The 24,153-nt window shown below is 71.7% G+C and carries 22 protein-coding genes; 14 read left to right on the top strand and 8 right to left on the bottom strand.

Annotated elements, in window-relative coordinates:
* Nucleotides 1-388 precede the first annotated feature (388 nt).
* Nucleotides 389-2,140 (top strand): glycoside hydrolase family 2 protein, encoded by a 1,752-nt coding sequence (locus LY40_RS05350; protein ID WP_307876637.1) that lies wholly within the window; start codon nucleotides 389-391, stop codon nucleotides 2,138-2,140.
* A 31-nt stretch (nucleotides 2,141-2,171) separates the two neighbouring features.
* On the opposite strand, the gene LY40_RS05345 is transcribed toward LY40_RS05350, so the two are convergent.
* From LY40_RS05345 to LY40_RS05330, 4 genes are all read right to left on the bottom strand, one after another.
* A complete protein-coding gene (locus LY40_RS05345; protein WP_258936107.1) occupies nucleotides 2,172-3,680 on the bottom strand; it encodes a 1,4-alpha-glucan branching protein domain-containing protein in 1,509 nt (502 codons plus the stop codon).
* A complete protein-coding gene (locus LY40_RS05340; protein WP_183787054.1) occupies nucleotides 3,677-4,447 on the bottom strand; it encodes a class I SAM-dependent methyltransferase in 771 nt (256 codons plus the stop codon). The genes LY40_RS05345 and LY40_RS05340 overlap by 4 nt, the downstream gene beginning before the upstream one ends.
* A gap of 75 nt (nucleotides 4,448-4,522) precedes the next feature.
* Nucleotides 4,523-4,708 (bottom strand): hypothetical protein, encoded by a 186-nt coding sequence (locus LY40_RS05335; protein WP_183787053.1) that lies wholly within the window; start codon nucleotides 4,706-4,708, stop codon nucleotides 4,523-4,525.
* Between the two features lie 176 nt (nucleotides 4,709-4,884).
* Nucleotides 4,885-5,766 carry a DegV family protein gene (locus LY40_RS05330; RefSeq protein WP_258936106.1) on the bottom strand — a complete coding sequence of 294 codons (882 nt, stop codon included), beginning with the start codon at nucleotides 5,764-5,766 and terminating at the stop codon, nucleotides 4,885-4,887.
* 194 nt (nucleotides 5,767-5,960) lie between these two features.
* On the opposite strand from LY40_RS05330, the gene LY40_RS05325 reads away from it, so the two are divergent.
* The 5 genes from LY40_RS05325 to LY40_RS05305 all read left to right on the top strand — a co-directional run bounded on the left by LY40_RS05325 (nucleotide 5,961) and on the right by LY40_RS05305 (nucleotide 10,986).
* Nucleotides 5,961-6,746, top strand: coding sequence for an electron transfer flavoprotein subunit beta/FixA family protein (locus LY40_RS05325; RefSeq protein WP_258936105.1), 786 nt, complete (start codon nucleotides 5,961-5,963; stop codon nucleotides 6,744-6,746).
* A gap of 32 nt (nucleotides 6,747-6,778) precedes the next feature.
* Nucleotides 6,779-7,738 (top strand): electron transfer flavoprotein subunit alpha/FixB family protein, encoded by a 960-nt coding sequence (locus LY40_RS05320; RefSeq protein ID WP_258936104.1) that lies wholly within the window; start codon nucleotides 6,779-6,781, stop codon nucleotides 7,736-7,738.
* Between the two features lie 159 nt (nucleotides 7,739-7,897).
* Entirely contained in the window at nucleotides 7,898-8,665 is a 768-nt protein-coding gene (locus LY40_RS05315; RefSeq protein ID WP_258936103.1) for a GNAT family N-acetyltransferase, read from the top strand.
* On the top strand, nucleotides 8,662-9,687 hold the full coding sequence (locus LY40_RS05310) for a lysophospholipid acyltransferase family protein (RefSeq protein WP_372497680.1): 1,026 nt from the start codon (nucleotides 8,662-8,664) through the stop codon (nucleotides 9,685-9,687). Before LY40_RS05315 ends, LY40_RS05310 begins: the two co-directional genes overlap by 4 nt.
* Nucleotides 9,688-9,909: 222 nt before the next feature.
* Nucleotides 9,910-10,986: a Glu/Leu/Phe/Val dehydrogenase dimerization domain-containing protein gene (locus LY40_RS05305; protein WP_183787047.1), complete on the top strand. Its 1,077-nt coding sequence runs from the start codon at nucleotides 9,910-9,912 to the stop codon at nucleotides 10,984-10,986.
* Between the two features lie 94 nt (nucleotides 10,987-11,080).
* On the opposite strand, the gene LY40_RS05300 is transcribed toward LY40_RS05305, so the two are convergent.
* Complete coding sequence (locus LY40_RS05300) at nucleotides 11,081-13,198, bottom strand: VanW family protein (protein WP_307876534.1); 2,118 nt, start codon at nucleotides 13,196-13,198, stop codon at nucleotides 11,081-11,083.
* Nucleotides 13,199-13,703: 505 nt separating this feature from the next.
* On the opposite strand from LY40_RS05300, the gene LY40_RS05295 reads away from it, so the two are divergent.
* From LY40_RS05295 to priA, 4 genes are all read left to right on the top strand, one after another.
* Nucleotides 13,704-14,711, top strand: coding sequence for a PHP domain-containing protein (locus LY40_RS05295; protein ID WP_183787045.1), 1,008 nt, complete (start codon nucleotides 13,704-13,706; stop codon nucleotides 14,709-14,711).
* 92 nt (nucleotides 14,712-14,803) lie between these two features.
* Nucleotides 14,804-15,961, top strand: coding sequence for an MFS transporter (locus LY40_RS05290; protein WP_258936102.1), 1,158 nt, complete (start codon nucleotides 14,804-14,806; stop codon nucleotides 15,959-15,961).
* A 9-nt stretch (nucleotides 15,962-15,970) separates the two neighbouring features.
* Nucleotides 15,971-16,600, top strand: a complete 630-nt coding sequence (gene hisH, locus LY40_RS05285) for an imidazole glycerol phosphate synthase subunit HisH (RefSeq protein WP_183787043.1) — start codon at nucleotides 15,971-15,973, stop codon at nucleotides 16,598-16,600.
* 91 nt (nucleotides 16,601-16,691) lie between these two features.
* On the top strand, nucleotides 16,692-17,429 hold the full coding sequence (priA, locus tag LY40_RS05280; RefSeq protein WP_183787042.1) for a bifunctional 1-(5-phosphoribosyl)-5-((5-phosphoribosylamino)methylideneamino)imidazole-4-carboxamide isomerase/phosphoribosylanthranilate isomerase PriA: 738 nt from the start codon (nucleotides 16,692-16,694) through the stop codon (nucleotides 17,427-17,429).
* 31 nt (nucleotides 17,430-17,460) lie between these two features.
* On the opposite strand, the gene LY40_RS05275 is transcribed toward priA, so the two are convergent.
* Complete coding sequence (locus LY40_RS05275; protein ID WP_183787041.1) at nucleotides 17,461-17,844, bottom strand: PPOX class F420-dependent oxidoreductase; 384 nt, start codon at nucleotides 17,842-17,844, stop codon at nucleotides 17,461-17,463.
* Nucleotides 17,845-17,854: 10 nt separating this feature from the next.
* Nucleotides 17,855-19,633: a hypothetical protein gene (locus LY40_RS05270; RefSeq protein ID WP_258936101.1), complete on the bottom strand. Its 1,779-nt coding sequence runs from the start codon at nucleotides 19,631-19,633 to the stop codon at nucleotides 17,855-17,857.
* 257 nt (nucleotides 19,634-19,890) lie between these two features.
* Here LY40_RS05270 and hisF point away from each other — a divergent pair, with 257 nt between their 5' ends.
* Nucleotides 19,891-20,664 carry an imidazole glycerol phosphate synthase subunit HisF gene (gene hisF / locus LY40_RS05265; protein ID WP_258936100.1) on the top strand — a complete coding sequence of 258 codons (774 nt, stop codon included), beginning with the start codon at nucleotides 19,891-19,893 and terminating at the stop codon, nucleotides 20,662-20,664.
* On the top strand, nucleotides 20,661-21,032 hold the full coding sequence (gene hisI, locus LY40_RS05260; protein ID WP_258936099.1) for a phosphoribosyl-AMP cyclohydrolase: 372 nt from the start codon (nucleotides 20,661-20,663) through the stop codon (nucleotides 21,030-21,032). Before hisF ends, hisI begins: the two co-directional genes overlap by 4 nt.
* Before the next feature lie 33 nt (nucleotides 21,033-21,065).
* Here the strand turns inward: hisI and LY40_RS05255 are convergent, their stop codons facing one another.
* Nucleotides 21,066-21,695 carry a TetR/AcrR family transcriptional regulator gene (locus LY40_RS05255; RefSeq protein ID WP_258936098.1) on the bottom strand — a complete coding sequence of 210 codons (630 nt, stop codon included), beginning with the start codon at nucleotides 21,693-21,695 and terminating at the stop codon, nucleotides 21,066-21,068.
* 75 nt (nucleotides 21,696-21,770) lie between these two features.
* Here LY40_RS05255 and LY40_RS05250 point away from each other — a divergent pair, with 75 nt between their 5' ends.
* Together LY40_RS05250 and LY40_RS05245 are read left to right on the top strand one after the other, a co-directional pair.
* Nucleotides 21,771-23,345, top strand: a complete 1,575-nt coding sequence (locus tag LY40_RS05250; RefSeq protein ID WP_258936097.1) for an anthranilate synthase component I — start codon at nucleotides 21,771-21,773, stop codon at nucleotides 23,343-23,345.
* Entirely contained in the window at nucleotides 23,338-24,102 is a 765-nt protein-coding gene (locus LY40_RS05245; protein WP_258936096.1) for a Trp biosynthesis-associated membrane protein, read from the top strand. The genes LY40_RS05250 and LY40_RS05245 overlap by 8 nt, the downstream gene beginning before the upstream one ends.
* Nucleotides 24,103-24,153: the final 51 nt, after the last annotated feature.

Genomic DNA, 24,153 nt, shown 5'->3' with positions numbered 1-24,153 from the left:
GCGGGTGCGTGTGCCGGTGCCCGCGCCACGGTTTCTGGAACCATCGGTGGCGATGAACGCCGACATCACATCGCACTCCGCCGTGAACTCCGCAGCAGACTCCGCCGCCCAGTCAGCGCCGGAACACGCCCGGGACACCACCGCGCACCCTGTCGAGGATCCCACCGCAGCTCCAGTGGCGGAGCCCGGGACGGCTCCCGCATCGGGGCCCTCCGGGTCGACCACCGGGTCGGCGACCGGGGCCGACGCGCACGCCCTGGCAGCCGCATCGGCGCCGACGGCACCCGCCGGGCCCGTGGCACCCGATGCGGTCGGGCCGTCCGACGAGCTCGACCGCGATCCCGACCGCACGGCCGCGATCGGACCCGACGGCAGGCCGGTCGCGCCGTTGACGACGCCGTGGACCGCCGACGTCGACCCGGACGACCCGCTGCCGGAACATCCGCGCCCGCAGCTCACCCGTGGTGACCGGTGGCGGACCCTGAACGGGCGGTGGGAGTTCACCGCTGCGAGCGCCGACGGGACGCCGCAGCGCAGGGACGAGATCGTCGTCCCGTTCCCGCCCGAGGCCGCACTCTCCGGAATCGGCCGCCGGGCGGAGCGGATGTGGTACCGGCGCACCTTCGACGTGCCAGCGGACTGGCGCGCAGGCCGGATCCTGCTCCACTTCGGGGCGGTCGACCAGATCGCCACGGTGTGGGTCAACCACCAGCTCGTCGCACGTCACGAGGGCGGATACACGCCGTTCAGCGTCGACATCACCGACGTGCTGCGGGCCGAGGGCCCGGCAGGCAGCGCCCCGGACGGCAGGGGGAGCGGGGAGCAGGAGATCCTCGTGCGTGCCGAGGACACGGGTAACAGCGGCACCTTCCCCGTCGGCAAACAGGCCAACCGGCCCGGCGGGATCCTCTACACCGGCGCGTCCGGTATCTGGCAGACCGTGTGGCTGGAAGCCGTGCCGCACACCCGTATCGACCGGCTCGACATGACCTCGGACCTCGCGGGGTTCGCCGTGACGGCAGCCGTGTCCGGGGCCGAGGAACCCGCAGCGACCGGCGCCGTCGTCGAGGTCGAGGCCGCAGGCGTGACGGTCACGGGGATGCCGGAACGTCCGGTTCGGGTCGAGGTGCCGTCACCGCGGCCGTGGAGTCCGGAGGATCCGCACCTGTACGACGTCACCGTCCGGCTGCGCACCACATCGGGTGCGCTGCTCGACGAGGTCCACAGTCATGTCGGCCTGCGCACGGTCGGTCTGGTCCGCGACACCGAGGGCCGTCCGCGGATCGCTGTCAACGGGCGGATCACGTTCCTGTACGGCCCGCTCGACCAGGGCTACTGGCCGGACGGCATCTACACCGCTCCCACGGACGAGGCGCTGAGGCACGACCTGGAACAGGCGAAGGCCTACGGCTTCAACACGGTCCGCAAACACGTCAAGGTCGAGCCCGCCCGCTGGTACCACTGGGCGGACCGGCTCGGGCTGCTCGTATGGCAGGACATCCCGTCGCTGCCGATCGTGCTCGACAACCCTCCCGGCCCGCAGGCCCGTCCCGTGGACCGAGCCTGCGGGCGGTTCGAGGACGACCTGGCCGACATCGTCGCGACGCTGCGGTCGGTCACGTCGCTCGTGGTGTGGACACCGTTCAACGAGGGCTGGGGTGAGTACGACACCGCGCGAATCACCGAGGAGCTGGTGGCGGCCGACCCGGAACGGCTCGTCGTCGCCGACAGCGGCGTCAACTGCTGTCATTCGCACCCCGACTCCGGGGCCGGGCACATCTACGACGACCACACCTACGTCGGCCCGGGTAGGCCGCTCGCGACCGATCATCGGGCCACGGCCGACGGCGAGTACGGCGGGCTGGGACTGGCCGTCGAGGGACACCTGTGGCCGGGTGAGCCCGTGGCCTACGAGCTGACCGGCTCCGCCGAGGAGCTGACCCGCCGGTACGTCGAGGTGGCTCGCGAGTTGCGCACCGTGGTGCGCGAGCTGGGGCTGTCCGCGGCGATCTACACGCAGACCACGGACGTCGAGAACGAGGTCAACGGCCTGCTGACCTACGACCGCCGCGTGCACAAGGTCGACCTCGACGCCGCGGCCGAGGCCAACCGCGCGGTGCTCGCCGAGGGCACCGGTTGAGCCGCTCCGGCAGAGCGAGCGGGCCTCGAGGTCAGAGCGAACGGGCGTCGAGGCGGCCGAACGGGCTCGCCCTGCGCCGCTCGGCGGCCAGTCGGCCGCCGCGCGGGTCGCCGGCGCGATGCAGGGCCGCCAGCTCGTCGAAGCGGGCGGTGTGCTCACGGGCGCGCCGGCGCGCGTAGTCGGCGGCCGAGTCCTTGGTGACCATGAAGGCCCAGTCGCTGGACAGGGCGAGCAGTGCCTCCCGTAGGGCCTGATCCGCGACCGGGTCGCGATGGTCGCGTGGCACGTCCAGCGACAGCAGCCGCTGCTGCAGCCGGGTGTTCGCGTCGACCATGTCGGCCACCTGTTCGCCGTCCCACACGCGCCAGTCCTTGCCCGATCCCCACGAGGAGGCGGGCAGCTCCACGGGCGCGCCGACGTGGCCGGCGTCGACGGCGCCGCGCAGCGTCGTCACACGGACCCCGGCTTCCGGCAGCGCGCGCAGCACGCCCTCCAGCCACTGCGGCCCTTCGTGCCACCAGTGCCCGAACAGCTCGGTGTCGTAGGCGGCCACCACGAGCGCTTCGCGACCGTCACGTGCGCGCAACGACCGCAGTCGGGTCACGACGGTGTCGACGAAATCCTTCACGTGCGTCTGCACGGTGCCCGCGGCCCTGGCCGGGTCGTAGGGCGCCTTGTCCTGAGGCGGGACCTCTTTGCCGGTGACGCGTGACGGTTTGATGCCCACCTCGTGTGCCCACGTGTGGAAGTCGCGGTACGTCGCATGTCCGGGGTAGCCGGCCTTCGGCGACCAGACCCGGTAGGTGACGTCGAGGTCGCGGCCGAAGCAGACCACGCCGGAGTCGCCGACCGTACGTGCCGTGGCCGTGTCACCGTGGAGGGCCGGGCCGTCGACGAGGAAGCGCTGCACGCCCGCCGCCGCGTACGTGTCGGCCATGCCCGGTGCGTAACCGCACTCCGGCGCCCAGATGCCCGCGGGCCGGTTGCCGAGCCGTAGCGCCGTGTCGGCGAGTCCTTCCGACAGCGCGAACCTGCGGACCCGGTCGTCGAGCAACGGCTGGAACGGGTGCGCCAGTGGGCCGCCGAGGAGTTCGACGACATCACTGTCCACAAGCGACCGCAGGACGGGGGAGAGCCCGTGCCGCCACGTCGTCTCGAGTTCACCCAGCGCGTGGGTGGCGGCGCGGTGTTCGCCGGCCGCGAGGTCGGACAGGAGCGGGTCGCCGCGCCACAGGCTCGCGGCGTGCTCGGCACGCAGTCGCCACGTGCCGAGCCAGTCGTGCATCGCGCGCAGTGCGTACGGATCGTCGAGCTGTGCCGCCAGCACCGGAGTGACACCGAGGGTCAGCACGTCGCGTTTGCCCTCGTCGGCGAACCGACGCAGCAGGTCCATCACCGGCAGGTACGAATGGGCCCACGCCTGGTAGAGCCATTCCTCACCGACCGGCCAGGTGCCGTGGTGCGGCAGCCACGGCAAGTGGCTGTGCAGTACGAGGCAGAACGTGCCCTCGGAGTCGCTGCCGGATCCCGCGCCCGTCACGGCCGCACCGCCACGGCCACCAGGTCGAGGCTCGCGTCGAGGTCGTGGTCGTGAATGTCGAAGTCCTCGGCGCGGATGGCGGCGACGTCGGCGAGGAGCGCGTCGGGCCACTGCGCCTGCCCTGGCAGCGAGCCCATGACGACCTCGAGCTGGGCGTCGATGATCGACCCGCCGTAGCGCTCGTCGAGCGACCGCACGCCGGCACCGTGGTGCAGCCCCGCGAGCCGTTCGACCGCGAACCCGGCCTCGCGGAGCATCTCGTCCAATTCGGAGGGTGAGAGTTCCCGGGTGTGATACGGGTTCAGCGGGGTGTCGCTGTCGGGGGTGAAGGTGAGCCGGTTCGGGGTGGTCAGCAGGAGCCGTCCCCCCGGCCGGAGCACCCGGCGACATTCTGCGAGGAATCCGTACTGGTCCCAGAGGTGTTCGAGCACCTGAAGGTTGGCGACGACGTCGAGCCGGTCACCGGCCAGCGGCAGCGCCGCGAGGTTGCCGTGCAGCGCCTGTACGGCGGGGTAGCCGCGGGCGACGTGGCCGATGGCGGACCGGTCGTAGTCGAGCGCGACGACCCGGGCCGCGTGGTCGGCGATCAGGCCGGCGCCGTATCCCTCGCCGCAGCCCGCCTCGAGGACGATGGCGCCCGCGCAGTACGGCAGCAGCGCGTGATAAGCGGCTTCGTGCCTGCGGTACCAGTAATTCTCCTCCGGTACGCCCGGCACGGTGCGCTCACCGGTGAGGTGCAGGGCTTCGGCGCGCGTCGTCGTGTCCACGCCGAGAGACTAGCCGCCGTGCTGTGCCGTCCTACCTGCCGGTAACCAGACGCGGGCGCCGTCCGAGAGAACTGGTCAGCGGGACGTGGGCGGCTGTCCACCGCCGCGGGAGCCACCCGCGCCCTTGCGGATCTTGTCGAAGGCCTCCTTGGCCTGCTGGCGCTTGTGGGGGTCGCGGGCCATCCGCTTCGCCTCGGAGATCGCGCGCCTGCCCGCCGGGCTCTTCGCGAACCGGGCCACCTTGTGGAACAGCGATGCCATGTGTGGTCCTTTCCGTCGGCCGTCCGGCCGGTCATCGGGTCCGGCTGCGGGGCGTCTCACCCCGTCCGGCGCCGGCCGCGTCCTACAGTACCGGCGAGGGAGTGGCCATCGGGGTGATCGGTGGCAGTACGAGACGTTCGGAGCGATACTGCCGCCGGCTCACCGGATACGAGGGGTCATTGGGCCGGGGAGACGGTGATCCCCAGTGCTCCCGGGCCGACGTGTGCGCCGATGACGGTGCTTCCCTGTACGAGCGTGAGGTCGCCGAGGGAGGGTAGGCGCCTGCGGAGCTCGCCGGCGACGCGGTGTTCGCGGTCGCCGACCTCCATCGAGGAGATGGCGACGTCGACGGTTGCCTCGCCCGCGTGTGCCACGGCCAGGTCGACGAGTTTGGCGAGGGCACGTTTGGTCCCGGGGACCCGCGCGAGCGGCGCCACCTCGCCGCTTTTGAGCGTCAGGATCGGCCGGATCGACAGCGCGGATCCGATCACGGCGGCCGCACCGCCGATACGTCCGCCCCGGCGCAGGTAGTCGAGCGTGTCGACGTAGATGAGCTCGATGCTGCCGCGGATGCGGGCGTCCGCCGCGCTCATCACACGTTCCACCGGTGCGCCGGCGGCCGCGGCGCGCGCGGCCGAGACAGCGGCGAAGCCGAGGCTCATGTTCGTGGTGCCGCTGTCGAGGACGTACACGGGAACGCCGACCTGCTGAGCCGCCTCGCGGGCCGCGTCCGCCGTTGCCGAGAGCTTGGTGGAGATGTGCAGGCAGACGATCGCGGTGGCGCCCGCGCTCACGGCGTCCTGGAACGTCCAGAAGAACGCGCCCGGGTCCGGGGGTTGCGTGGTGACCGGTTCCTGGGCGCGCAATCGGCGCACGAGCTCGTCGCGGTCGTAGCGGTTCTCGTCGTCGGCCCGGTCGCCGACGACGACCTGGACGGGCACGACGGAGATGTCCCACTGCTTGGCGGTCCGCTCCGGCAGGCTGGCCGTGGAATCGGTGATCACTGCGACAGGCACGCGACTGACGCTACCCGGCGGCCGGCCAAAGTTTGCACCCATTAGGGGGAGTGTCATGCAGCATGCGCACACACGACGTGCACGTGGTGTAATGACGAGCGGATCGGGCAGTTATCTGAACGATCGTCCCACTAAAACGCGATTCCGGGTGAACGTGGTCACCTAGGCGCGCGTACCAGTGGTTTTGCGCCTAATCTACCGACCAGTAACGCCCTGCATTGCGCCTAAGGAGTTCCATGACCAACATCGTTGTACTGGTCAAGCAGGTGCCGGACACGTACTCGGAGCGCAAGCTCAACGAGAGTGACCACACCCTCGACCGCGAGTCCGCCGACGCGGTGATCGACGAGATCAACGAGCGCGCCGTCGAAGAGGCACTCAAGATCAAGGAGGCCGGCGAGGGCGAGGTGACCGTCCTGTGCGTCGGTCCCGACCGAGCCACCGACGCCATCCGTAAGGCTCTGTCCATGGGCGCCGACAAGGCCGTCCACGTCTCCGACGAGGCCCTGCAGGGTTCGGACATGGTCGCCACCGCGAAGGTCATCGCCGGTGCCCTGGGCAAGGTCGACGGCTACGACCTGGTCATCGCCGGTAACGAGGCCTCCGATGGCCGCGGCGGTGCGATCCCGGCGATGCTCGCCGAGATCCTCGGTGTGCCGCAGCTGACCCACGCCCGCGAGCTGTCCCTCGACGGCACGACCCTCAAGGTCGACCGCGAGACAGAGGACGGCGTGACCCACCTTGAGGCGAGCCTGCCCGCCGTCGTGAGCGTCACCGAGAAGATCAACGAGCCGCGGTACCCGTCCTTCAAGGGCATCATGGCCGCCAAGAAGAAGCCCGTGGAGACCGTCACGGTCGCCGACCTCGGCGTCGACGCGGGTGAGCTCGGCCTGGCGGGCGCCGCCGCGACCGTGCTCGAGGTCGCACCGAAGCCGCCGCGCGCCGCGGGTGAGCGGGTCGACGACGACGGTGACGGCGGCACGAAGGTCGCCGAGTACCTGGTCGGCCAGAAGCTCATCTGAGACAGACCTCATCCCACTCAAGGAGACGAACCATGGCTGAAGTACTCGTGCTCGTCGACCACGTCGACGGTGAGGTCAAGAAGTCCACGTTCGAGCTGCTCACCGCCGCTCGCTCGCTGGGCGAGGCGTCCGCGGTCGTCGTCGGCGCCCCGGGCACGGCCGGCAAGGTGAAGGACGCGCTGGCCTCCTACGGCGCGGCGAAGGTGTACGCGGCCGAGTCCGATGACGCCACCGGCTACCTGGTGACGCCGAAGGTCGACGCGCTCGCCACCGTCGCGGGGCAGGCGTCGCCGGCCGCCGTGCTGGTGTCCGCCACGGCCGAGGGCAAGGAGGTCTCGGGCCGGCTCGCGATCCGCCTCGGCGGCGCCGTGCTCGTCGACGCGGTCGGTGTGAACGCCGACGGCTCGGTCGACCAGTCCATCTTCGGTGGTGCCTTCTCGGTCAAGTCCAAGGCTGCCAAGGGCACGCCGGTCGTGTCGGTGCGCCCGGGTGCGGTCGAGGCCGAGCAGGCCGACGGTGCCGCCGCCGAGGAGACGGTGGCCCTGCCCGCCGCCGACCCGGCCAAGTCCGCCAAGGTGACCGGTGTCGAGCCGGTCGTAGGCGGCGACCGGCCCGAGCTGACGGAGGCGTCGATCGTCGTCTCCGGTGGCCGCGGTGTCGGCTCGGCCGAGAAGTTCGACGTCGTCGAGAAGCTGGCCGACTCGCTCGGTGCCGCCGTCGGTGCCTCGCGTGCCGCCGTCGACTCCGGCTACTACCCGGCGCAGTTCCAGGTCGGCCAGACCGGTAAGACGGTCTCGCCGCAGCTGTACGTCGCGCTCGGCATCTCCGGTGCCATCCAGCACCGCGCCGGCATGCAGACGTCGAAGACGATCGTCGCGGTCAACAAGGACGCCGAGGCCCCGATCTTCGAGATCGCCGACTTCGGTGTCGTGGGCGACCTGTTCGCCGTCGCTCCGCAGCTGACCGACGAGGTCGCCAAGCGCAAGGGCTGAGACACCCACGCTCGCAGCACACGGCCGCCTTCCCGCACTGCGCGGGGAGGCGGCCGTTCGCGTGTGAGGCCGGTGTGAACGGAGCGTTCACCGGGTGTGCAGCCACCGGCCACGGCCGGTGCCCGCCGCGGTTTGCCTGCCGACGCGAGCATCCCTGTCATGACGCGGTCACAGCCCCTGCTCAGTACGGACCGGACGGCGGGCGGTGCGCGGTACTCACTGCGCGTCGCCTCAGGGGAGGACGAGGTGCTCGCCGCGCAGCGGCTGCGGCACCGGGTCTTCGCGGAGGAAATGGGCGCGCGGCTCGCACCAGGGCCGGGCGGTGCGGACGTCGACCCGTTCGACGCCTTCTGCGACCACCTCGTGGTCACCGACGACGAGACCGGAGCGATCGTCGGCACCTACCGGATGCTGCCGCCGGACCGGGCGCGCGAGGCCGGGCATCTCTACTCCGACACCGAATTCGACCTCTCTGCACTGAACCCGCTGCGTGGTTCGCTCGTCGAAACCGGACGGTCCTGTGTGGACGCCGACCACCGGACGGGAGCCGTCGTCAGCCTGGTGTGGGCGGGTATCGCGCGGTACATGCTGCTGTCCGGGCATCGGTACCTCGCGGGCTGCGCCTCGGTGCCGCTCGCCGACGGCGGCGCGCAGGCCGCGGGCGTCTGGGACATCGTGCGCAGCAAGCACTTCGCCGACGAAACCCACCGCGTGACACCGCTGCAGCCGTGGCGATGCGACGAGCTCGCCCGACCCGCCCGCCCGGTCTTGCCACCGCTGCTGCGCGGGTACGTCCGCCTCGGTGCACGGGTCTGCGGGCCACCCGCCCACGACCCGGACTTCGACGTCGCCGACTTCTTCGTGCTGCTCGACCTGCAACAGGTCGACGAGCGGTACCTCAAGTACTTTCTCGGAGCCGCGGTATGAGCCACCCGTGGATGCCCGTGTCGCCGTGCGGCGACGGCTGTCTCACCCCGGAGGCGACACGCGTCGGCGCGGTGCGGCGGGCGTTGCGGCTGACCGGGGCGGCGCTGGTCGTCACCGCCGGTCTGCTGCTCGTGCCGGTGCTGGCGATACCGCCCTGCCGCGACCGCGTCGTACGCGGCGTGTTCCGCGGGCTGCTGGCCGCGCTGGGAATCCGGCTCGTGGTCCACGGTGAGCTCGACGGCAGCGGCCGCGGTGCACTCGTGGTCAGCAATCACATCTCGTTCGCCGACATACTCGGTCTGAACGCGACGCGTCCCATGCGGGCGCTCGCGAAACGGGAGATCGCCTCGTGGCCGGTGCTGGGAACGCTGGCGTCGCGGGCGGGCACGGTGTTCCTCGACCGCGAGCGGTTGTCGGCGCTGCCCGCCGCCGTGGACGCGTTGGCCACGGCGCTGCGCTCCGGGGCATTGATCACCGTGAATCCTGAGGGCACGACGTGGTGCGGTTCGGCGTCCGGCCGGTTCCGCCCTGCGCTGTTCCAGGCGGCGATCGACGCGGGTGTGCCCGTGCGGCCGGTGGCCGTCCGGTACCTGGCGGGCGGCCGGGAGACGACCCGGCCCGCGTTCATCGGCCCCGAGTCGCTCATCGCCTCGCTGCGGCGCACCGTCGCCATCCCCGACCTGACGCTCGAACTGACAGTGTGCCCCGAGATCGCACCGGGCCGCGCCGGGGATCGACGGGAACTAGCGGCGCTCGCCGACGCGGCCGTCGCCTCGGCGCTGGGCACGGTCACCGTCGCCGGCGCGGCCCTGCGGCCACGGGGTGGCAGGCCGGCGCCGGTTCCCGAGCCGGATGACGGGGCGGGTGCGTCGACACCGTCGACCGCTACGGCCGAACCCGCCCCGATGCCGGAGGAGACGGCAGGGCGGTCCGCCACGGCGCCGGTGTCGAGGGAGCCGGTGTCGAGGGAGCGCGTGTCGAGCACGGCGGTGCCGAGGGCGGCGGTCCGTCACCGACCGTGACCCCGGCGGCGCGCGGCTGCCGACGTCACGCGGCTGCGGAGCGCGTGGCACCCGGCAGGGCGGTCGGCGACCTCCGTCGCTTCCCCCTCGCCTCGACGCGGGGCTATCGTGAGCTCGCGCGGTGTGCGCTGCGGCAACCCCGCAGCCGTCGCCGTGGACCACAACCGATCCCGACCGGCGCCGACCGGCGCCGCGCCGGAACCGACAAAGGAGTCACCACCCGTGACCGACGGTGTATTCGGCCGCGAGAGCGGCCACGAGCAGGTCGTCTACTGTCATGACCGTGCCACCGGACTGAAGGCCATCATCGCGGTGTACTCGACCGCGCTGGGCCCGGCACTCGGCGGCACCCGCTTCTACCCGTACCCGGACGAGGACGCCGCACTCGACGATGTGCTGGCCCTGTCGAAGGGGATGGCCTACAAGAACGCGCTCGCCGGACTGGACCTCGGCGGTGGCAAGGCGGTCATCATCGGTGATCCCGCCACGCTCAAGACGGAGGCTCTGCTGCGTGCCTACGGCCGGTTCATCCAGTCGCTGAGCGGCCGGTACATCACGGCGTGCGACGTCGGCACGTATGTGCGCGACATGGACATCATCGCCAGGGAGACCGGTTTCGTCACCGGCCGCTCGCGCGAGGAAGGCGGTGCGGGTGACTCCTCGGAGCTCACCGCGTTCGGTGTCTACCAGGGCATGCGCGCCTCGGCGGAACACGCCTGGGGAAGTCCTGAGCTGAAGGGCAAGCGGGTCGGTGTCGAAGGCGTCGGCAAGGTCGGCAAACTGCTCGTCGGCCACCTGGCGCAGGCAGGGGCGGAGATCGTCATCACCGACGTCGACGAGCAGGCCGTCGACCAGGTCCGTGCGGTCCACCCGTCGGTGGAGGTCGTCGACGACACCGCCGCACTGATCGCGTCCGATGTGGACATCTTCGCCCCGTGCGCGCTCGGTGGTGTGCTCGACGACGACACCGTGCCCGCGTTGCGCGCGGCGATCGTTTGCGGCGCCGCCAACAACCAGCTCGCCCATCCTGGCGTCGAGAAGCTGCTGCAGGACCGCGGCATCCTGTTCGCCCCCGACTATCTCGTCAACGCCGGTGGCACGATCCAGGTCAGTGACGAACTGCGTGGCTACGACGCCGATCGGGCCCGGCTCAAGGCGACGTCGCTGTACGACACGGCCAAGGCGGTGTTCGCGCTCGCAGACGAGGAGGGTGTGCCCGCGGTGACGGCAGCCGACCGGCTGGCCGAGCGCCGCATGTCGGAGGTCTCGCACCTGCGGTCGATCCTCACCGTGGGCTGACACCGGCCGCGCGGCGACGAGAGCGGGCGGGCCCGGTTCGGGCCCGCCCGCTCTTCGTGTTCGTGGTGATCGCCGCCCGGCGTGCTGCCGGGAGTCAGGGCCGGTTGTTCCCGCAGACGATCTTGGGCTGCGGGTTGTAGCGCACCGTTCGCGTCTCCTCGTTGACGGAACCGGAGTCGAGGTCCCGCAGCACCCGCGTGTCGGTCACGGTGAAACCGGGGGCGCCCTCGCTCGGCGAGCAGTCCTCGCCCTCGGGCCCCTTCTTCGTCTTCGGCTTGACGACGTCGGTGCGCTCGCCGGTGCGGGACTGCACGTCGTACTTCTTCGTGCCCCACAGCCGGATCGTGATGTCGTTCGGCGTCCACTCGGTCTGGATCGCCACGCCGTTCGGCAGATTGTTCGTGAAGGCCAGGTCGATGATGCTTGAACCGTCCGAGTTCTGGAACACCGTCGCCTCCCGGCCCTCGGGATAGCGGCTGATGTAGTAGCTGTGCTCCTGGTGGCCGGCGTCGGTCATGCCCGCGAAGTACGACGCGTTGTACAGCGTGGTCGCGAACTGCGAGATGCCCCCGCCGACGGCCTTGCCCGGAGCGCCGTCCTCGATGATGCCCGCCTCGACGTAGCCCTGCGCCTTCGTGCGTGGGCCGGTGTGCTGGTTGAGGCTGAAGGTCTCGCCCGGCTTGACGATGGCGCCGTTGACCTCTTCGGCGACGCGGCGGATGTTGACCCCGGAATCGGCGGCGAAGTCGCCGGTCGTGAACTCGCCGATGACCTCCTTGACGCCGAGCTGCTTGGCCTCCTTCGTCGTGGTCTCGGCTTCCTGCTTCTCGTACTCGGCCTTGATCTCGCGCTGCTGGTCACGCTGCAGCACGTCCATCAGTGGCTGGAACGTCTCTTTCCACTTGATGTGTTTGCCGTCCTTGGACGGTTTGACCGTCGGTGAGCCGCCTTCGAACACGATCTCGGCGTCGCGGCCCTTCTGGACCGTGCTCGACAACTCCTCCTGGACGCCCTCGACCATCTTCTTCCGGTCGATCTTCGGCGTGAGCGTGCCGCTCTCGGGGGTGAAGCTCAGCGCCGCGGCGATCTCCTCCGGTTCGAGCGTGCCGTCGGCGCCCTCGCCGCGGACGAGTACCGGCGCCGACACCGCGGGCTCGGCGACGTCGCGCAGCATCTTCTGCACGTCCTGCGCGCTGACCGAGACCGGGGTGCTGTCGACCGGCAGTGCGATCCGCTTGCCGTCGGCCCAGTCACGCGTGATGACGTTCTCGGCACTCGACACGTCGAGCTTCTGCCCGTTCTTCGGCTCGACGGCCTTCGGATCGGCACCCTCGAACTCGATCGTGCCTTCGACCGGTTCGCGGTCCACGGTCTCCTGCACCGACACGAGCGCGTTCTCCAGCTGGTTGCGCTCGGTCTCCGTGGCGACGTCGACCTCGCGCTCGGTGAACAGGGACGCGATCCGGCTGAACGGGTTGAGCGGCTGGTCGCCCGCGCGGTCGAGGGTCTCCTTCCAGTTCAGCCGGAGTCCGGCCTGCTGGGGGTCGAACTCGTCCTCGACGTCGCCCGCGCGGTACTGCACGGGTTGCGTCATGCGCGGCTCCAGCTCGGAGCGGAGTTTCTCCTCGGCGTCCGCGCGGCTCATGCCGCCCACCTCGACGCCCGCCACGACGGTGCCGCGCGGGACGTCGCCCGAGGTGGCGAACACGTCGACCACGTAGACGAGCGCCAGCACCCCGAAGACGGCGGCGGCGATCAGCAGGGGCTTGCGGGCCTTGCCCAGCGCGGCGAGGCGGCTCTCGCCGCGCTCGTCGTCGCCGGTGTCGCCGGGGTCGGTGCCGTCGTTCCCGGAGCCGGTGCCTGCGGGCCCCGCCGCGGCGCCCTGCGCGGGAAGTGCCGCCGTCAGGTGGTGCGGCGGCGGATCGTCGGCCGGGACGGAGGGGATGAACTGCGTGGTCTCGCTCGCCGTGTCCGGCGACGTCCCGGGCGAGAGCGGTGTGCTCGCAGCAGCGGTGACGACCGTGTCCTCGTCGGAGCCGGAGCCGGAGCCGGAGCCGGAGCCGGAGACCTGCTGCGTGGTTTCCGCGTCCGTCTCCGGCCACGCGATGTGCTGGGTGGCCTCCGCGGAGCCGGCCGGCTCACCCGAGTCGCTCGCCGGGTCCGGCGCAGCGGTGTCCCGGGTCGGCGCATCGCCCGAGTCGACCCCGGGCATCAGCTGCGTGCTCTCCGTAGCAGACTCGGTACTGTCCGTGCCCGCTGGTGGGACGGCGGGCAGAATATCGGTCTGCTCGGTGTGGGATTCGGGCCACTCGTTCGGCTGCGATTCCGAAGGCCCTGGCCACCGAGGTTCCTGCGGCAAAACAACCCCTCCACGCGCTGTGCGTGCAATAACGGACCCCGACTACCGGGTCAAGATACGGCCTGTGTGCACGGTGGTCCGACGCGACCCCCGTCGGACCACCGCAGCTCGTTCTCGCAGGCCGGAACGGGTTACGACGGTCGTAGGGTGCACTGGGCCGGATGGCCGAGGGCACGGTCACGCCGGGTGCGGACGCCGACCGGATCCGGTGATCGGCAGCGCCGCGTGAAAACCGCCGCTGTCCACGATAATGACGTCACCGGATCGTAGTACGCCGACCGCGACCGGCCCGGCCGGCGGACCCTGCGGCCGGACGAGTCCCGCGGCCGGGTGAGCCGCCGAACCGGCGAGGTGAGCGATGGACCCCGTGAACGTGCTGCGCCAGATCGCCCTGCACCTGGAACGCTCCGGGGAGCCGAGCTACCGGGTGCGGGCCTTCCGCAACGCCGCCGCCGTGGTCGCGGACCTACCCGACGGGGAGCTGGCCCGCAGGGTCGAGGCCGGCACGTTGACCGAACTCGCCGGAATCGGGAAGACGACCGCGGGGGTCGTCGCCGAGGCCGTGCAGGGCAGGGAACCGGCATATCTGACGGACCTGGAATCGCGCGGTGCACCAGGCATCCCGGACGGCGGGCCGTTGCATGCAGCCCTGCGCGGGGACTGCCATACGCACTCGGACTGGTCCGACGGCGGCAGCTCCATCGAGGAGATGGCCGAGGCCGCCCGCGCGCTCGGTCACGAGTATCTCGTGCTCACCGACCACTCGCCCCGGTTGACGGTCGCCCGCGGCTTGTCGGCCGAGCGGCTCCGCAGGCAGCTCGACGTCGTGGCCGAGTGCAGCGAGCGCCTCGCCCCGCTGCGGATCCTCACCGGCATTGAAGTCGACATCCTCGACGACGGTTCGCTCGACCAGGATCCGGACCTGCTCGAACAGCTCGACGTCGTCGTCGCGAGCGTGCATTCGAAACTGCGGATGTCCGCGGCGGAGATGACCGAGCGGATGCTGACGGCCGTGGCGAACCCGCGGGTGAACATCCTCGGCCACTGCACCGGCAGGCTCGTCGCCGGACGGGGCAGGCCCGAATCGCAGTTCGACGCGAAGGCGGTGTTCGCGGCCTGCCGGGAGTTCGACGTCGCCGTGGAGATCAACTCGCGGCCGGAGCGGCTCGACCCGCCGCGGCGGCTGTTGCGGCTCGCGCAGGAGGAGGGATGCCGGTTCGCCATCGACACCGACGCGCACGCGCCGGGACAGCTGTCGTGGCTGCCGTTCGGCTGCGTGCGCGCCAGCGAATGCGGCGTGACCCCCGACCGGATCGTGAACACGTGGACCGCCGACGAGCTGACCTCGTGGGCCGCTCTGCGGTGAGGCCCTACGGTGAGGCCCTACGGTGAGGCCCTGCACACGTTCCCTGCGCCCGCCCCTGGTGGGAGCTGTACGCACGTACTAGAACTGTCGCCATGCCTGACGACGCATCCGAGGCCCGGCCCCGCGACGAGTCGCCGTGGCGGCACGGGCCGTTCCGGTTGTCGCTCGTCGCGACCGCCCTCGCGTTGACCGGCTTCTCGCTGCTGCTGCCCGTCGTCCCGCTGTGGGCGGTCCGCCAGGGAGCGGGCACGTTCGCCGCGGGCGCCGCCACCGGCGTGTTCATGGCCAGCACCGTGGTGACCCAGCTCGGCACGGGCCTGCTCGTGCGCCGCTACGGCTACCGCACGGCGATCCTCGCCGGCATCGCGTTCCTCGGCGTGCCCACCCCGGTGCTGATCGAGTGGAGTTCCCCCGAGGGCATCCTGACGCTCTCGCTGCTGCGCGGCATCGGGTTCGGCCTGCTGACGGTGTGCGGCAGCGCGCTCATCGCCGAACTCCTGCCGCCCGCCGCCGTTCCCCGCGGCTCGGGCATCTACGGTCTCGCCACCGGCCTGCCGCAGCTCATCGGGCTGCCCGCCGGTCCGTGGCTGGCCGAGCACTGGGGTTTCGTCGCCGTGTTCCTGCTCGCGACCGTGCTGCCCGCGCTCGCACTCCTGCCCGCCGTGTTCCTGCCACCCGCCCGGCCCAGTACGGAACCGGAGCGCGGCGGCGGCTTCCTTCCGACCGTGCGGGAGACGTGGCGGCCGTGGCTGCCGATGCTCGCCGCCTCGACCGGTCTCGGCGCCCTGGCGACGTTCACCCCGATCCTGCTGCTCGCCCCGGGTTCGTCCGTCGCGCTGTTGCTGATGCCGCTCGCCACCACCCTGTCGCGCTGGGCGGCCGGCAGGCTCGGCACCCGGTGGACCGGCCGGTTGCTGACGCCGGGCAGGGCCCTGTCGGGTCTCGGTCTGGCGGGCTACGCGCTGTTCAGCGAGGGCGGCCCGGTCTGGCTCGTCGTGATGTCGATGATCGTGTTCGGCATCGGCTTCGGCGCCGTGCAGAACGACTCGCTCGTGTCGATGTTCCAGCGCACGTCGGCCGGCCGCGCGAGCATCTCGTGGAACGTGGCGTTCGACGCGGGTCAGGGACTGGGCGCGGTCGCCGTCGGCGCCATCGTGTCCGGCACGTCGTACGTTGTGGCCTTCGGCCTGCTCGCGGCGTGGTCACTGGCGCTGTTGCCGGTAGCGGTGGCGCCACGGCGCGCCGGGTAGCCTGGAACCGTGCCTTCAGTTGTGATTCTCGACTACGGATCGGGCAACCTCCGCAGTGCCGAACGCGCCCTCGAGCGCGCGGGTGCCGACGTCGAGGTGACCGCGGATCCGCATGCCGCGCTCGAGGCCGACGGGCTGGTCGTGCCCGGGGTCGGCGCGTTCGCGGCGTGCGCCGAGGGATTGCGGTCGGTGCAGGGGGACCGCATCGTCGGCAAACGCCTCGCGGGCGGTAGGCCCGTGCTGGGCATCTGTGTCGGAATGCAGATCCTGTTCGAGCGCGGGGTCGAGCACGGTGTCGAGACCGAGGGCACGGGGGAGTGGCCGGGCACGGTCGAACGGCTCGAGGCCGACGTCCTCCCGCACATGGGCTGGAACACGGTGCGGGCGCCGGAGGGGTCGCGGCTGTTCGACGGCATCGACCCCGGCGAGCGGTTCTACTTCGTGCACTCCTACGCGGTCCGCGAGTGGACCCTGCAGTCGGAGCTCGGCGGCACGCAGCCGCGGGTGACGTGGGCCCACCACGGCGAGGATTTCGTCGCCGCCGTGGAGAACGGCGCGTTGAGCGCCACCCAGTTCCACCCGGAGAAGTCCGGCGACGCGGGGGCGCAGCTGCTGCGCAACTGGGTCACCGCGCTGTAGGCCCCGGTGCCGGGAGCCGTCGGTGCCGGTCCGATGCGGGCGACTGCCCCTGTAGGCCGATCGGCGGAGCCGGGCCTTAGAGTTGGCAACCGTGACGCTGACACTCCTTCCCGCCGTTGATGTCGCCGACGGCCAGGCCGTACGCCTGGTGCAGGGCGAGGCCGGCACCGAGACGTCCTACGGATCGCCGCTCGAGGCGGCGCTGACCTGGCAGCGCGACGGTGCCGAGTGGGTGCATCTGGTCGACCTCGACGCCGCGTTCGGCAAGGGATCGAACCGGGAGCTGCTGGCCGACGTCGTGGCGAAGCTCGACGCCGCGGTGGAACTGTCGGGCGGTATCCGCGACGACGAGTCGCTGAAGGCCGCGCTCGCCACCGGCGCCCGGCGGGTCAACCTGGGCACGGCGGCGCTCGAATCGCCCGACTGGTGCGCGAAGGTCGTGTCCGAGTACGGCGACCGGGTCGCGATCGGCCTGGACGTGCGGATCGGCGAGGACGGGTACCGGCTCGCCGCCCGCGGCTGGACCCAGGACGGCGGTGACCTCTGGCAGGTCATGGACCGTCTGGACCACGACGGTGCCCAGCGCTACGTCGTGACCGACGTCAGCAAGGACGGCACGCTGAAGGGGCCGAACGTCGGCCTGCTGCGCGAGGTGACGGCCCGCACCGATGCCGCGATCATCGCCTCCGGTGGTGTGTCCAGTGTGGACGACCTGCGGTCGCTGGCGGCACTGGAACGCGACGGCGTCGAAGGTGCGATCATCGGCAAGGCGCTCTACGCCCAGGCCTTCACCCTGCCGGAAGCCCTCGAAGCCGTCGCCGCGGTCTGAACGGCCGCGACGTGCCCGTTCCCTGACGGGGTCATGCGGCCAGGGTGATGGCGATGCCGACGGTGCGGGACGTCCCGCCTCGGAGCCTGCTGCCCAGCATCGCGAGCTTGCCGAACAGCCCGTACTTGCGGGCGATCGCCTCGCGGGCGCGAGCGCTGCCGGTCTCGTCGAGCACCCTGGCCGTCCCGTGCACGGTGTCGCCATGGGTGTTGGCGCCGCGCACGTCGCACGCAATCACCTCGACCTCGACGCTCGCACGGATGCGTTTGACCTTGCCTGCGTCGCGGGCGCTGTAGAGCACGAGCTCGTCGCCGTCGCGCGCGATCCACACCGGGGTCGGCACCGCCGTGCCCGACCGCCGGAACGTGGTCAGCAGCACGTACTTCTCGGCACCGAGCCGTTCCAATTCGCTCACGCCGGCGAGCCTATTCGCCGGGGCGGCCGTCGGGGCCTCCGGGCGGGGCGGGGCGTAGCGTCGAGCCGACGCCCAGGGTGTCGCCGCACGAACTGGTCGGAGCCACCGAGGCGTCGGCGACGCGCCCCGCGGTCGCCCCGGCGTAGGCACGCAGCCGTTCCAGCGTCGCCGAGTCGGGTACCACGTCCCGGCGGACCCAATCGCCGTCCGGCCACGGATGCCCGGGCTCGGCGAAGATCCGCACGTAGTCGCGCGTGAACCGCGGATCCTCCGTGAGATCACCCCCGCCCGTCCACGGCAGGCGAGTGTGGATGAACGTGGGCCGGACCTCGTCGAAGACGTAGCGTTTCGTGCCCGCCCTGTCCTCGTTGCGGATCATGTGCGCCATGCGGACGTCGGTCAGCCCGGCCATGTCGACCAGCCGTAGCCTGCTGGTCATCGAGGTGCCGCCGAGATCGGGCAGCAGTAGCGACGCGCGGTCCAGGCCGAGCAGGTCGGCGTAGCCGTTGAACGCGCGGCCGTAGCGATCCGCCACGTGACAGGCCGACAACGTCGGCGCGCGGCGGAAGTCGTAGGCGGCCACCGCGAACGACGACCCGCTCGCCACCAGCGCCACCACCATCCCGGTCACGACCGCCGCTCGGGCCCCGCCCCGCACGCGCCGTACGACCTCGGCCGCCGCCAGCACCGCGGTGAGCGCGCCGAGAACCCAGATCGGCGTGGCGAACCGCAGGTGCCCCATCCAGTCGTCCTCGAGCACGGTGAACGCGACGAGCCCCAGTCCCAGCGGCACCAGCAGTGCGAAGAGCCCGCGCCGCCACCACGGCGGCCTGGCCAGCAGCATCCCGACGAACACGCAGACCAGCAGGATCGCGGGTGCGCCCGCATAGCCGACGATCTGCCCCGCCTTCGGCAGGTCCGTCGGATACGGAAGACCTTGGGACTTCGCGATCGACGGCGCCGACAGCCACTCGCCGAACGTGACCCGGCGCCACAGAAAGTACGCACCGGCCGCACCGACGAACGCCGCCGTCGACAGCGCGATGTACCGCACCGCCGTCGACACCGGCGCTCCTCGCGACCGCCACAGCGTCCCCAGCACGACCAGCGGATACACACCGCCGTAGATCAGCCCCTCGGGCCGCGTGAGTGCCGCCAGTGCGGCGAGCAGGCCCGCACCGACCGCCAGCCGCCACCGCAGCACGGCATCGTCCAGTACCGCACGGAACACCAGCACTGCCAGCGTCGTGATCAGCAGCCCGTAGAGAGCGTTCTCCAGCCCCGAGACCACCCAGATCACGAACGACGGCGTCATCGCGAGCAGGCCGCCCACGGCGAGGGTCCCCAGCCACGGCCGCACGAGCACCCGGGTCAGCGCGGCATGGCACGCGGTGAGGATGCCCGCGCACAGCACGAGCGCGAGCACCTTCGGCAGCAGGACGTAGTCGGGGATCCCGAAGATCGTGCCGTGGTCGAACAGGCCCACGAGTCGGGCCAGCGCGAGCAACAGCGTCCACGTGACGTTGGAGAACCCTTCGACCGGCTGGGCCCCGGCCTGCACGACGGGGCCCAGGCCTTCCGAGAAACTGCGCGCGTAGGAGAACGTGATCGCGGCGTCGTCGACGATCCAGTTGCCGTAGTAGGCACCGTGCGCGCCGATCATGGCCGAACCCGCGGCCACGGCTGCCGCGCCCTGCAGGCGCGAGCGCCACCGCGGCAGGCGCGCCGCCCCGGACGCCGACTTCTCCTGCGGGTGCGCGGTCTCCGCCGCCGTTCGGGTTGCGACCATTGCTCCGTCTGCCGTCACAATCACGGGATCGTACGCAGGACCGCCGGTCGAGCCCGGGCGACACCGCGCGTGATGATCGCGTCGGGCGACCGCGGATCCCTTCTGTGCACACCGGCTTCCCCGTCGCCGCCGCAGTGATGCCCGCCTGCCTCCCACACCGCCTGAACGGACGCGTGTCGCGCGGCTTACCTAGGCACGCCCGTCTCCCACCACCGCCCAACCGGACGCGCTCCGCACGGCTTACCTACTCTGGGGGCATGTCCGTTGCGGTGAGGGTGATCCCGTGTCTCGACGTCGACGCGGGACGTGTCGTCAAAGGCGTCAATTTCGTCGACCTGCGTGATGCGGGCGACCCCGTCGAGTTGGCGCGCGCCTACGACGCCGCAGGCGCCGACGAACTGACGTTCCTCGACGTGACCGCGTCCTCGGGCGACCGCGAGACCACCTACGACGTGGTGCGGCGCACCGCCGAGCAGGTGTTCATCCCACTCACCGTCGGAGGCGGGGTGCGCAGCACCGACGACGTCGACCGGCTGCTGCGCGCGGGCGCCGACAAGGTCAGCATCAACACGGCGGCGATCGCCCGCCCGGAACTGCTGCGGGAGGCCTCCCAGCGGTTCGGCGCGCAATGCGTCGTGCTGTCGGTCGACGCCCGCCGCGTGCCCGACGGCGGCGAGCCGACCCCGTCCGGTTTCGAGGTGACCACGCACGGCGGGCGGCAGGGCACCGGTATCGACGCGGTGGAATGGGCGGTACGGGGCGAACAGCTCGGCGTCGGCGAGATCCTGCTGAACTCGATGGACGCCGACGGCACCAAGGCCGGTTTCGACCTCGAACTGCTGCGGCTCGTGCGCGCGGCGGTGCGGGTGCCGGTGATCGCGAGCGGTGGCGCCGGCGCGGTCGAGCACTTCCTGCCCGCGGTCGACGCGGGCGCCGACGCGGTACTCGCCGCCAGCGTGTTCCACTTCGGGGAGTTCACGATCGGCGACGTCAAGACGGCCCTGAAGGCCGGAAACGTGGAGATCCGGTGAGCGCGGGGGAGGCGGGCCTCGACCCGGCCCTCGCCGACAGGCTCAAACGGGGTGCCGACGAGCTCGTGTGCGCCGTGGTCGTCGATCACGCGACGTCCGACGTGCTCATGGTGGCGTGGATGGACGACGAGGCGCTCGCGCGCACGCTCACGACGCGTCGCGCGACCTACTTCTCGCGGAGCAGGCAGCAGCTGTGGGTCAAGGGCGAGACCTCGGGCAACGTGCAGCACGTGCGTGAGGTCCGGCTGGACTGCGATGGCGACACGCTGCTGGTGCGGGTCGACCAGACCGGGCCCGCGTGCCACACGGGCGCGCGGACGTGCTTCGACGCCGATCTCCTGCTGGCCGACGACGCACAGTCGAGCTGACCCCGAACACCCCTCACCCGCGACGGCCGCCGGTCACGGGTGGTCGAGGTCGCCGGTGAGGTAACGCTGGAGGGTCGGGGCGACCGCCGCGACGACGGTGTCCGGATCGGCCGAACTGAGCGGTTCGAACCGGGCGACGTAGCGCGCCATACCCAGGCCGACCACCTGGCTCGCGCACAGTGACGCGCGCAGCTCCGGGCGGTCGGTGTCAGCGGCGGCCGCGACCGGGCCGATCACCTTGGCGACCAGCACGGCGCGCAGCGTGCGCATCGCCTCGGGGTTGGCCGTGACACTGCGGATCAGTGCGGTGAAGCGGTCGCCGCCCGCGCCGTCCCAGAGTCCGACGAACGTGCGGACGATGCCTTCGCCGAGGCGGTCGCGGCCGTAGGAGGTGACGGTGGCGACCACCTCGGCCAGATCGAACGGCACCTGCAGCACCGCCTCGGCGAACAGCTGGTCCTTGCCGCCGAACCAGTGATTGACCATGGCGGCGTCGACGCCCGCGCGGGTCGCGATCGCGCGCACGGTCGCTCCGCCGAACCCGCCGTCGGCGAACTCTGCGCGTGCGGCCTCCAACAACGCGGTGCGCGTGTCCTCGCCGGCGGGCCTGCGGCCGCGGCGCCGGGATCCGTCGTCGGCGGTGCGGTGGGGTGTGCTGGTCACCCCGCCATCATCGCTGATCCGCGGGCACCGATCCCACCGCCGGGCCCGGCGGGCAGCGACGGCACAATGAACCCCATGGTCACTGCCCATTCCGTCGAGGCCGCCCGTGCCGGCCTGGGCGCTGTCACCCCGACGGCCTCGGAGTTCCGCGAACTCGCCGAGGACCGGCGCGTGATCCCGGTCGTCCGCCGTGTGCTCGCGGACGCCGACACGCCCGTCGCCCTGTACCGCAAGCTCGCCGAGGACCGCCCCGGCACGTTCCTGCTCGAGTCGGCGGAGAACGGCGAGTCCTGGTCGCGATGGTCGTTCATCGGCGTGCACAGCCCGTCGGCGCTGACCGTGCGCGACGGCGAAGCGGTATGGACGGGGACCCCGGTGGCGGGCCTGCCCACGGGCGGCGACCCGCTGGCGGTACTGCGCGAGACGCTCGAGACGCTGCACACCGAGCCGCTGCCCGGAATGCCGCCGCTGACCGGCGGCATGGTCGGCTACATCGGTTACGACGCCGTGCGCTGGCTCGAACGGCTGCCGGAGATCGCCGAGAAGGACCTCGACATTCCCGAGGTGACGATGCTGCTGGCGACCGACCTGGCGGCGTTCGACCACCACGAGGGCACGGTCACGCTCATCGCCAACGCGGTGAACTGGGACGACAGTCCGGAACGGGTCGACGCCGCCTACGAGGACGCGGTTCGCAGACTCGACGCCATGACCGCACGGCTCGGCGCGCCCGCGCCCGCCACGAACGCGGTGTTCGACCGGCCGGCTCCCGAGTTCGACCGGGCCCGCACCAAGGACGACTTCCACGCGGCCGTCGAGGCGGCGAAGGAGGCCATCCACGCGGGCGAGGCGTTCCAGATCGTGCCGTCGCAACGGTTCGAACTGCGCACCGGTGCCGATGCGCTGGACATCTACCGGGTCCTGCGCACTTCCAACCCGAGCCCGTACATGTACCTGCTGCGCCTCGACGGGTTCGACATCGTCGGCTCGAGTCCCGAATCGCTGGTGACGGTGCGCGACGGCAAGGCCACGACGCACCCGATCGCGGGCACCCGCTGGCGCGGCGCCGATCCCGAGGAGGACGCCCAGCTGGCCAAGGGACTGCTCGCCGACGAGAAGGAACGGGCCGAGCACCTGATGCTCGTCGACCTCGGCCGCAACGACCTCGGCAAGGTGTGCAAGCCCGGTTCGGTCCAGGTGGTCGACTTCTTCGCCATCGAGCGCTACAGCCACGTCATGCACATCGTGTCGACCGTGACCGGTGAGCTCGCCGACGAGGCGACGGCGATCGACGCGGTCGCCGCGTGCTTTCCCGCCGGCACACTCTCCGGTGCGCCCAAGGTGCGGGCGATGGAGCTCATCGAGCGGCTCGAACCGACCCGGCGCGGGCTGTACGGCGGCGTCGTGGGCTATCTCGACTTCGCCGGCAACGCCGACACGGCCATCGCGATCCGTACGGCCCTGGTGCGTGGCGGAGTGGCCTACGTCCAGGCTGGCGGCGGTGTCGTCGCCGACTCCGAACCCGACTACGAGGACACCGAGGCTCTGAACAAGGCCCGCACCGTGCTGTCGGCCGTCGCGGCGGCCGACACGTTGCGATCGGTGGACCCGCTGCCGCCCGTGGAAAGGACGGGCGACGACGGTGTCTGACCACGAGGGCGGTCCGCACGGTGCCGAGGAGGCCCCTGCCGCCGGAGGAGGGGCAGCAGGGCCCGCCGGGCAGGACAAGCGATCCCTGTGGGCCGTCGTGGTCGTGCTGCTGCTCGGCTCGGGCGCACTCTGGGGCGCCTCGGGGCTGGTGTGGCTGGAGGTGCCGCAGGGCCGCACGGTCGACGGCAGGCTGGCCGACGACTTCACCGGCGGCGAGCTGGTCCAGTGGCCGGTGCCGATCGCACTGCTGGCGCTCGCGGCCGTCGCCGCGACGCTCGCCCTGCGCGGTGCGGCGCGGCGGGCACTGGGCGTGCTGCTGGCGGTCGTCGGCGCGTGGACCGTGTACCTGGCCCTCGCTGGCGACACCCGCGACATCGCCTGGTCCGGGTGGGCCCCTGGCTACGAGGGCCGCACGGCTGAGCCGGTGTGGACGTTCTGGGGCCCTGCTGCCGCCGTCGCGGGCGGCGCCTGCCTCGCGCTGGCGGGTGCGGTGCTGGTCTGGCGCGGGCACCGGATGGCACGCATGGGCGCGAAGTACTCGGCTCCCGGGGACCGCGGGGCGGCGACGGACCCCGAGCTGGAGCTGTGGGACGCACTGTCGGAGGGTGACGATCCGACCGACTCCGCGGCCGCCTCCGGGGATCCGGCTGCGTCCGAGCACGCAACCGGGCCGGACGCCGCGGCCGGGCCCGGCAACGAGATCGAGCCCGGTGGCCCCCCGGGTGCCGACCGGCCGCGCGATGGCCACCCCGAGTGAAACCCGTGGTGGGCCGGGCTGTTGCCGACCCGCTGCCCGGTCTGGACGAGC

The sequence above is a fragment of the Prauserella salsuginis genome (assembly GCF_024648885.1).
GTDB lineage: Bacteria > Actinomycetota > Actinomycetes > Mycobacteriales > Pseudonocardiaceae > Prauserella > Prauserella salsuginis.
This window is presented reverse-complemented; position numbering and strand designations above follow the sequence as displayed.

Bases quoted from the DNA above. Each gene is read 5' to 3' on its own strand.
- LY40_RS05325 (WP_258936105.1), top strand. From the start codon at position 5,961: ATGACCAACATCGTTGTACTGGTCAAGCAGGTGCCGGACACGTACTCG.
- LY40_RS05335 (WP_183787053.1), bottom strand. From the start codon at position 4,708: ATGGCATCGCTGTTCCACAAGGTGGCCCGGTTCGCGAAGAGCCCGGCG.
- hisF (WP_258936100.1), top strand. From the start codon at position 19,891: ATGTCCGTTGCGGTGAGGGTGATCCCGTGTCTCGACGTCGACGCGGGA.
- LY40_RS05300 (WP_307876534.1), bottom strand. From the start codon at position 13,198: ATGCCCGGGGTCGACTCGGGCGATGCGCCGACCCGGGACACCGCTGCG.
- LY40_RS05310 (WP_372497680.1), top strand. From the start codon at position 8,662: ATGAGCCACCCGTGGATGCCCGTGTCGCCGTGCGGCGACGGCTGTCTC.
- LY40_RS05320 (WP_258936104.1), top strand. From the start codon at position 6,779: ATGGCTGAAGTACTCGTGCTCGTCGACCACGTCGACGGTGAGGTCAAG.
- LY40_RS05270 (WP_258936101.1), bottom strand. From the start codon at position 19,633: ATGGTCGCAACCCGAACGGCGGCGGAGACCGCGCACCCGCAGGAGAAG.
- LY40_RS05250 (WP_258936097.1), top strand. From the start codon at position 21,771: ATGGTCACTGCCCATTCCGTCGAGGCCGCCCGTGCCGGCCTGGGCGCT.
- LY40_RS05290 (WP_258936102.1), top strand. From the start codon at position 14,804: ATGCCTGACGACGCATCCGAGGCCCGGCCCCGCGACGAGTCGCCGTGG.
- LY40_RS05295 (WP_183787045.1), top strand. From the start codon at position 13,704: ATGGACCCCGTGAACGTGCTGCGCCAGATCGCCCTGCACCTGGAACGC.
- LY40_RS05330 (WP_258936106.1), bottom strand. From the start codon at position 5,766: ATGGGTGCAAACTTTGGCCGGCCGCCGGGTAGCGTCAGTCGCGTGCCT.
- LY40_RS05315 (WP_258936103.1), top strand. From the start codon at position 7,898: ATGACGCGGTCACAGCCCCTGCTCAGTACGGACCGGACGGCGGGCGGT.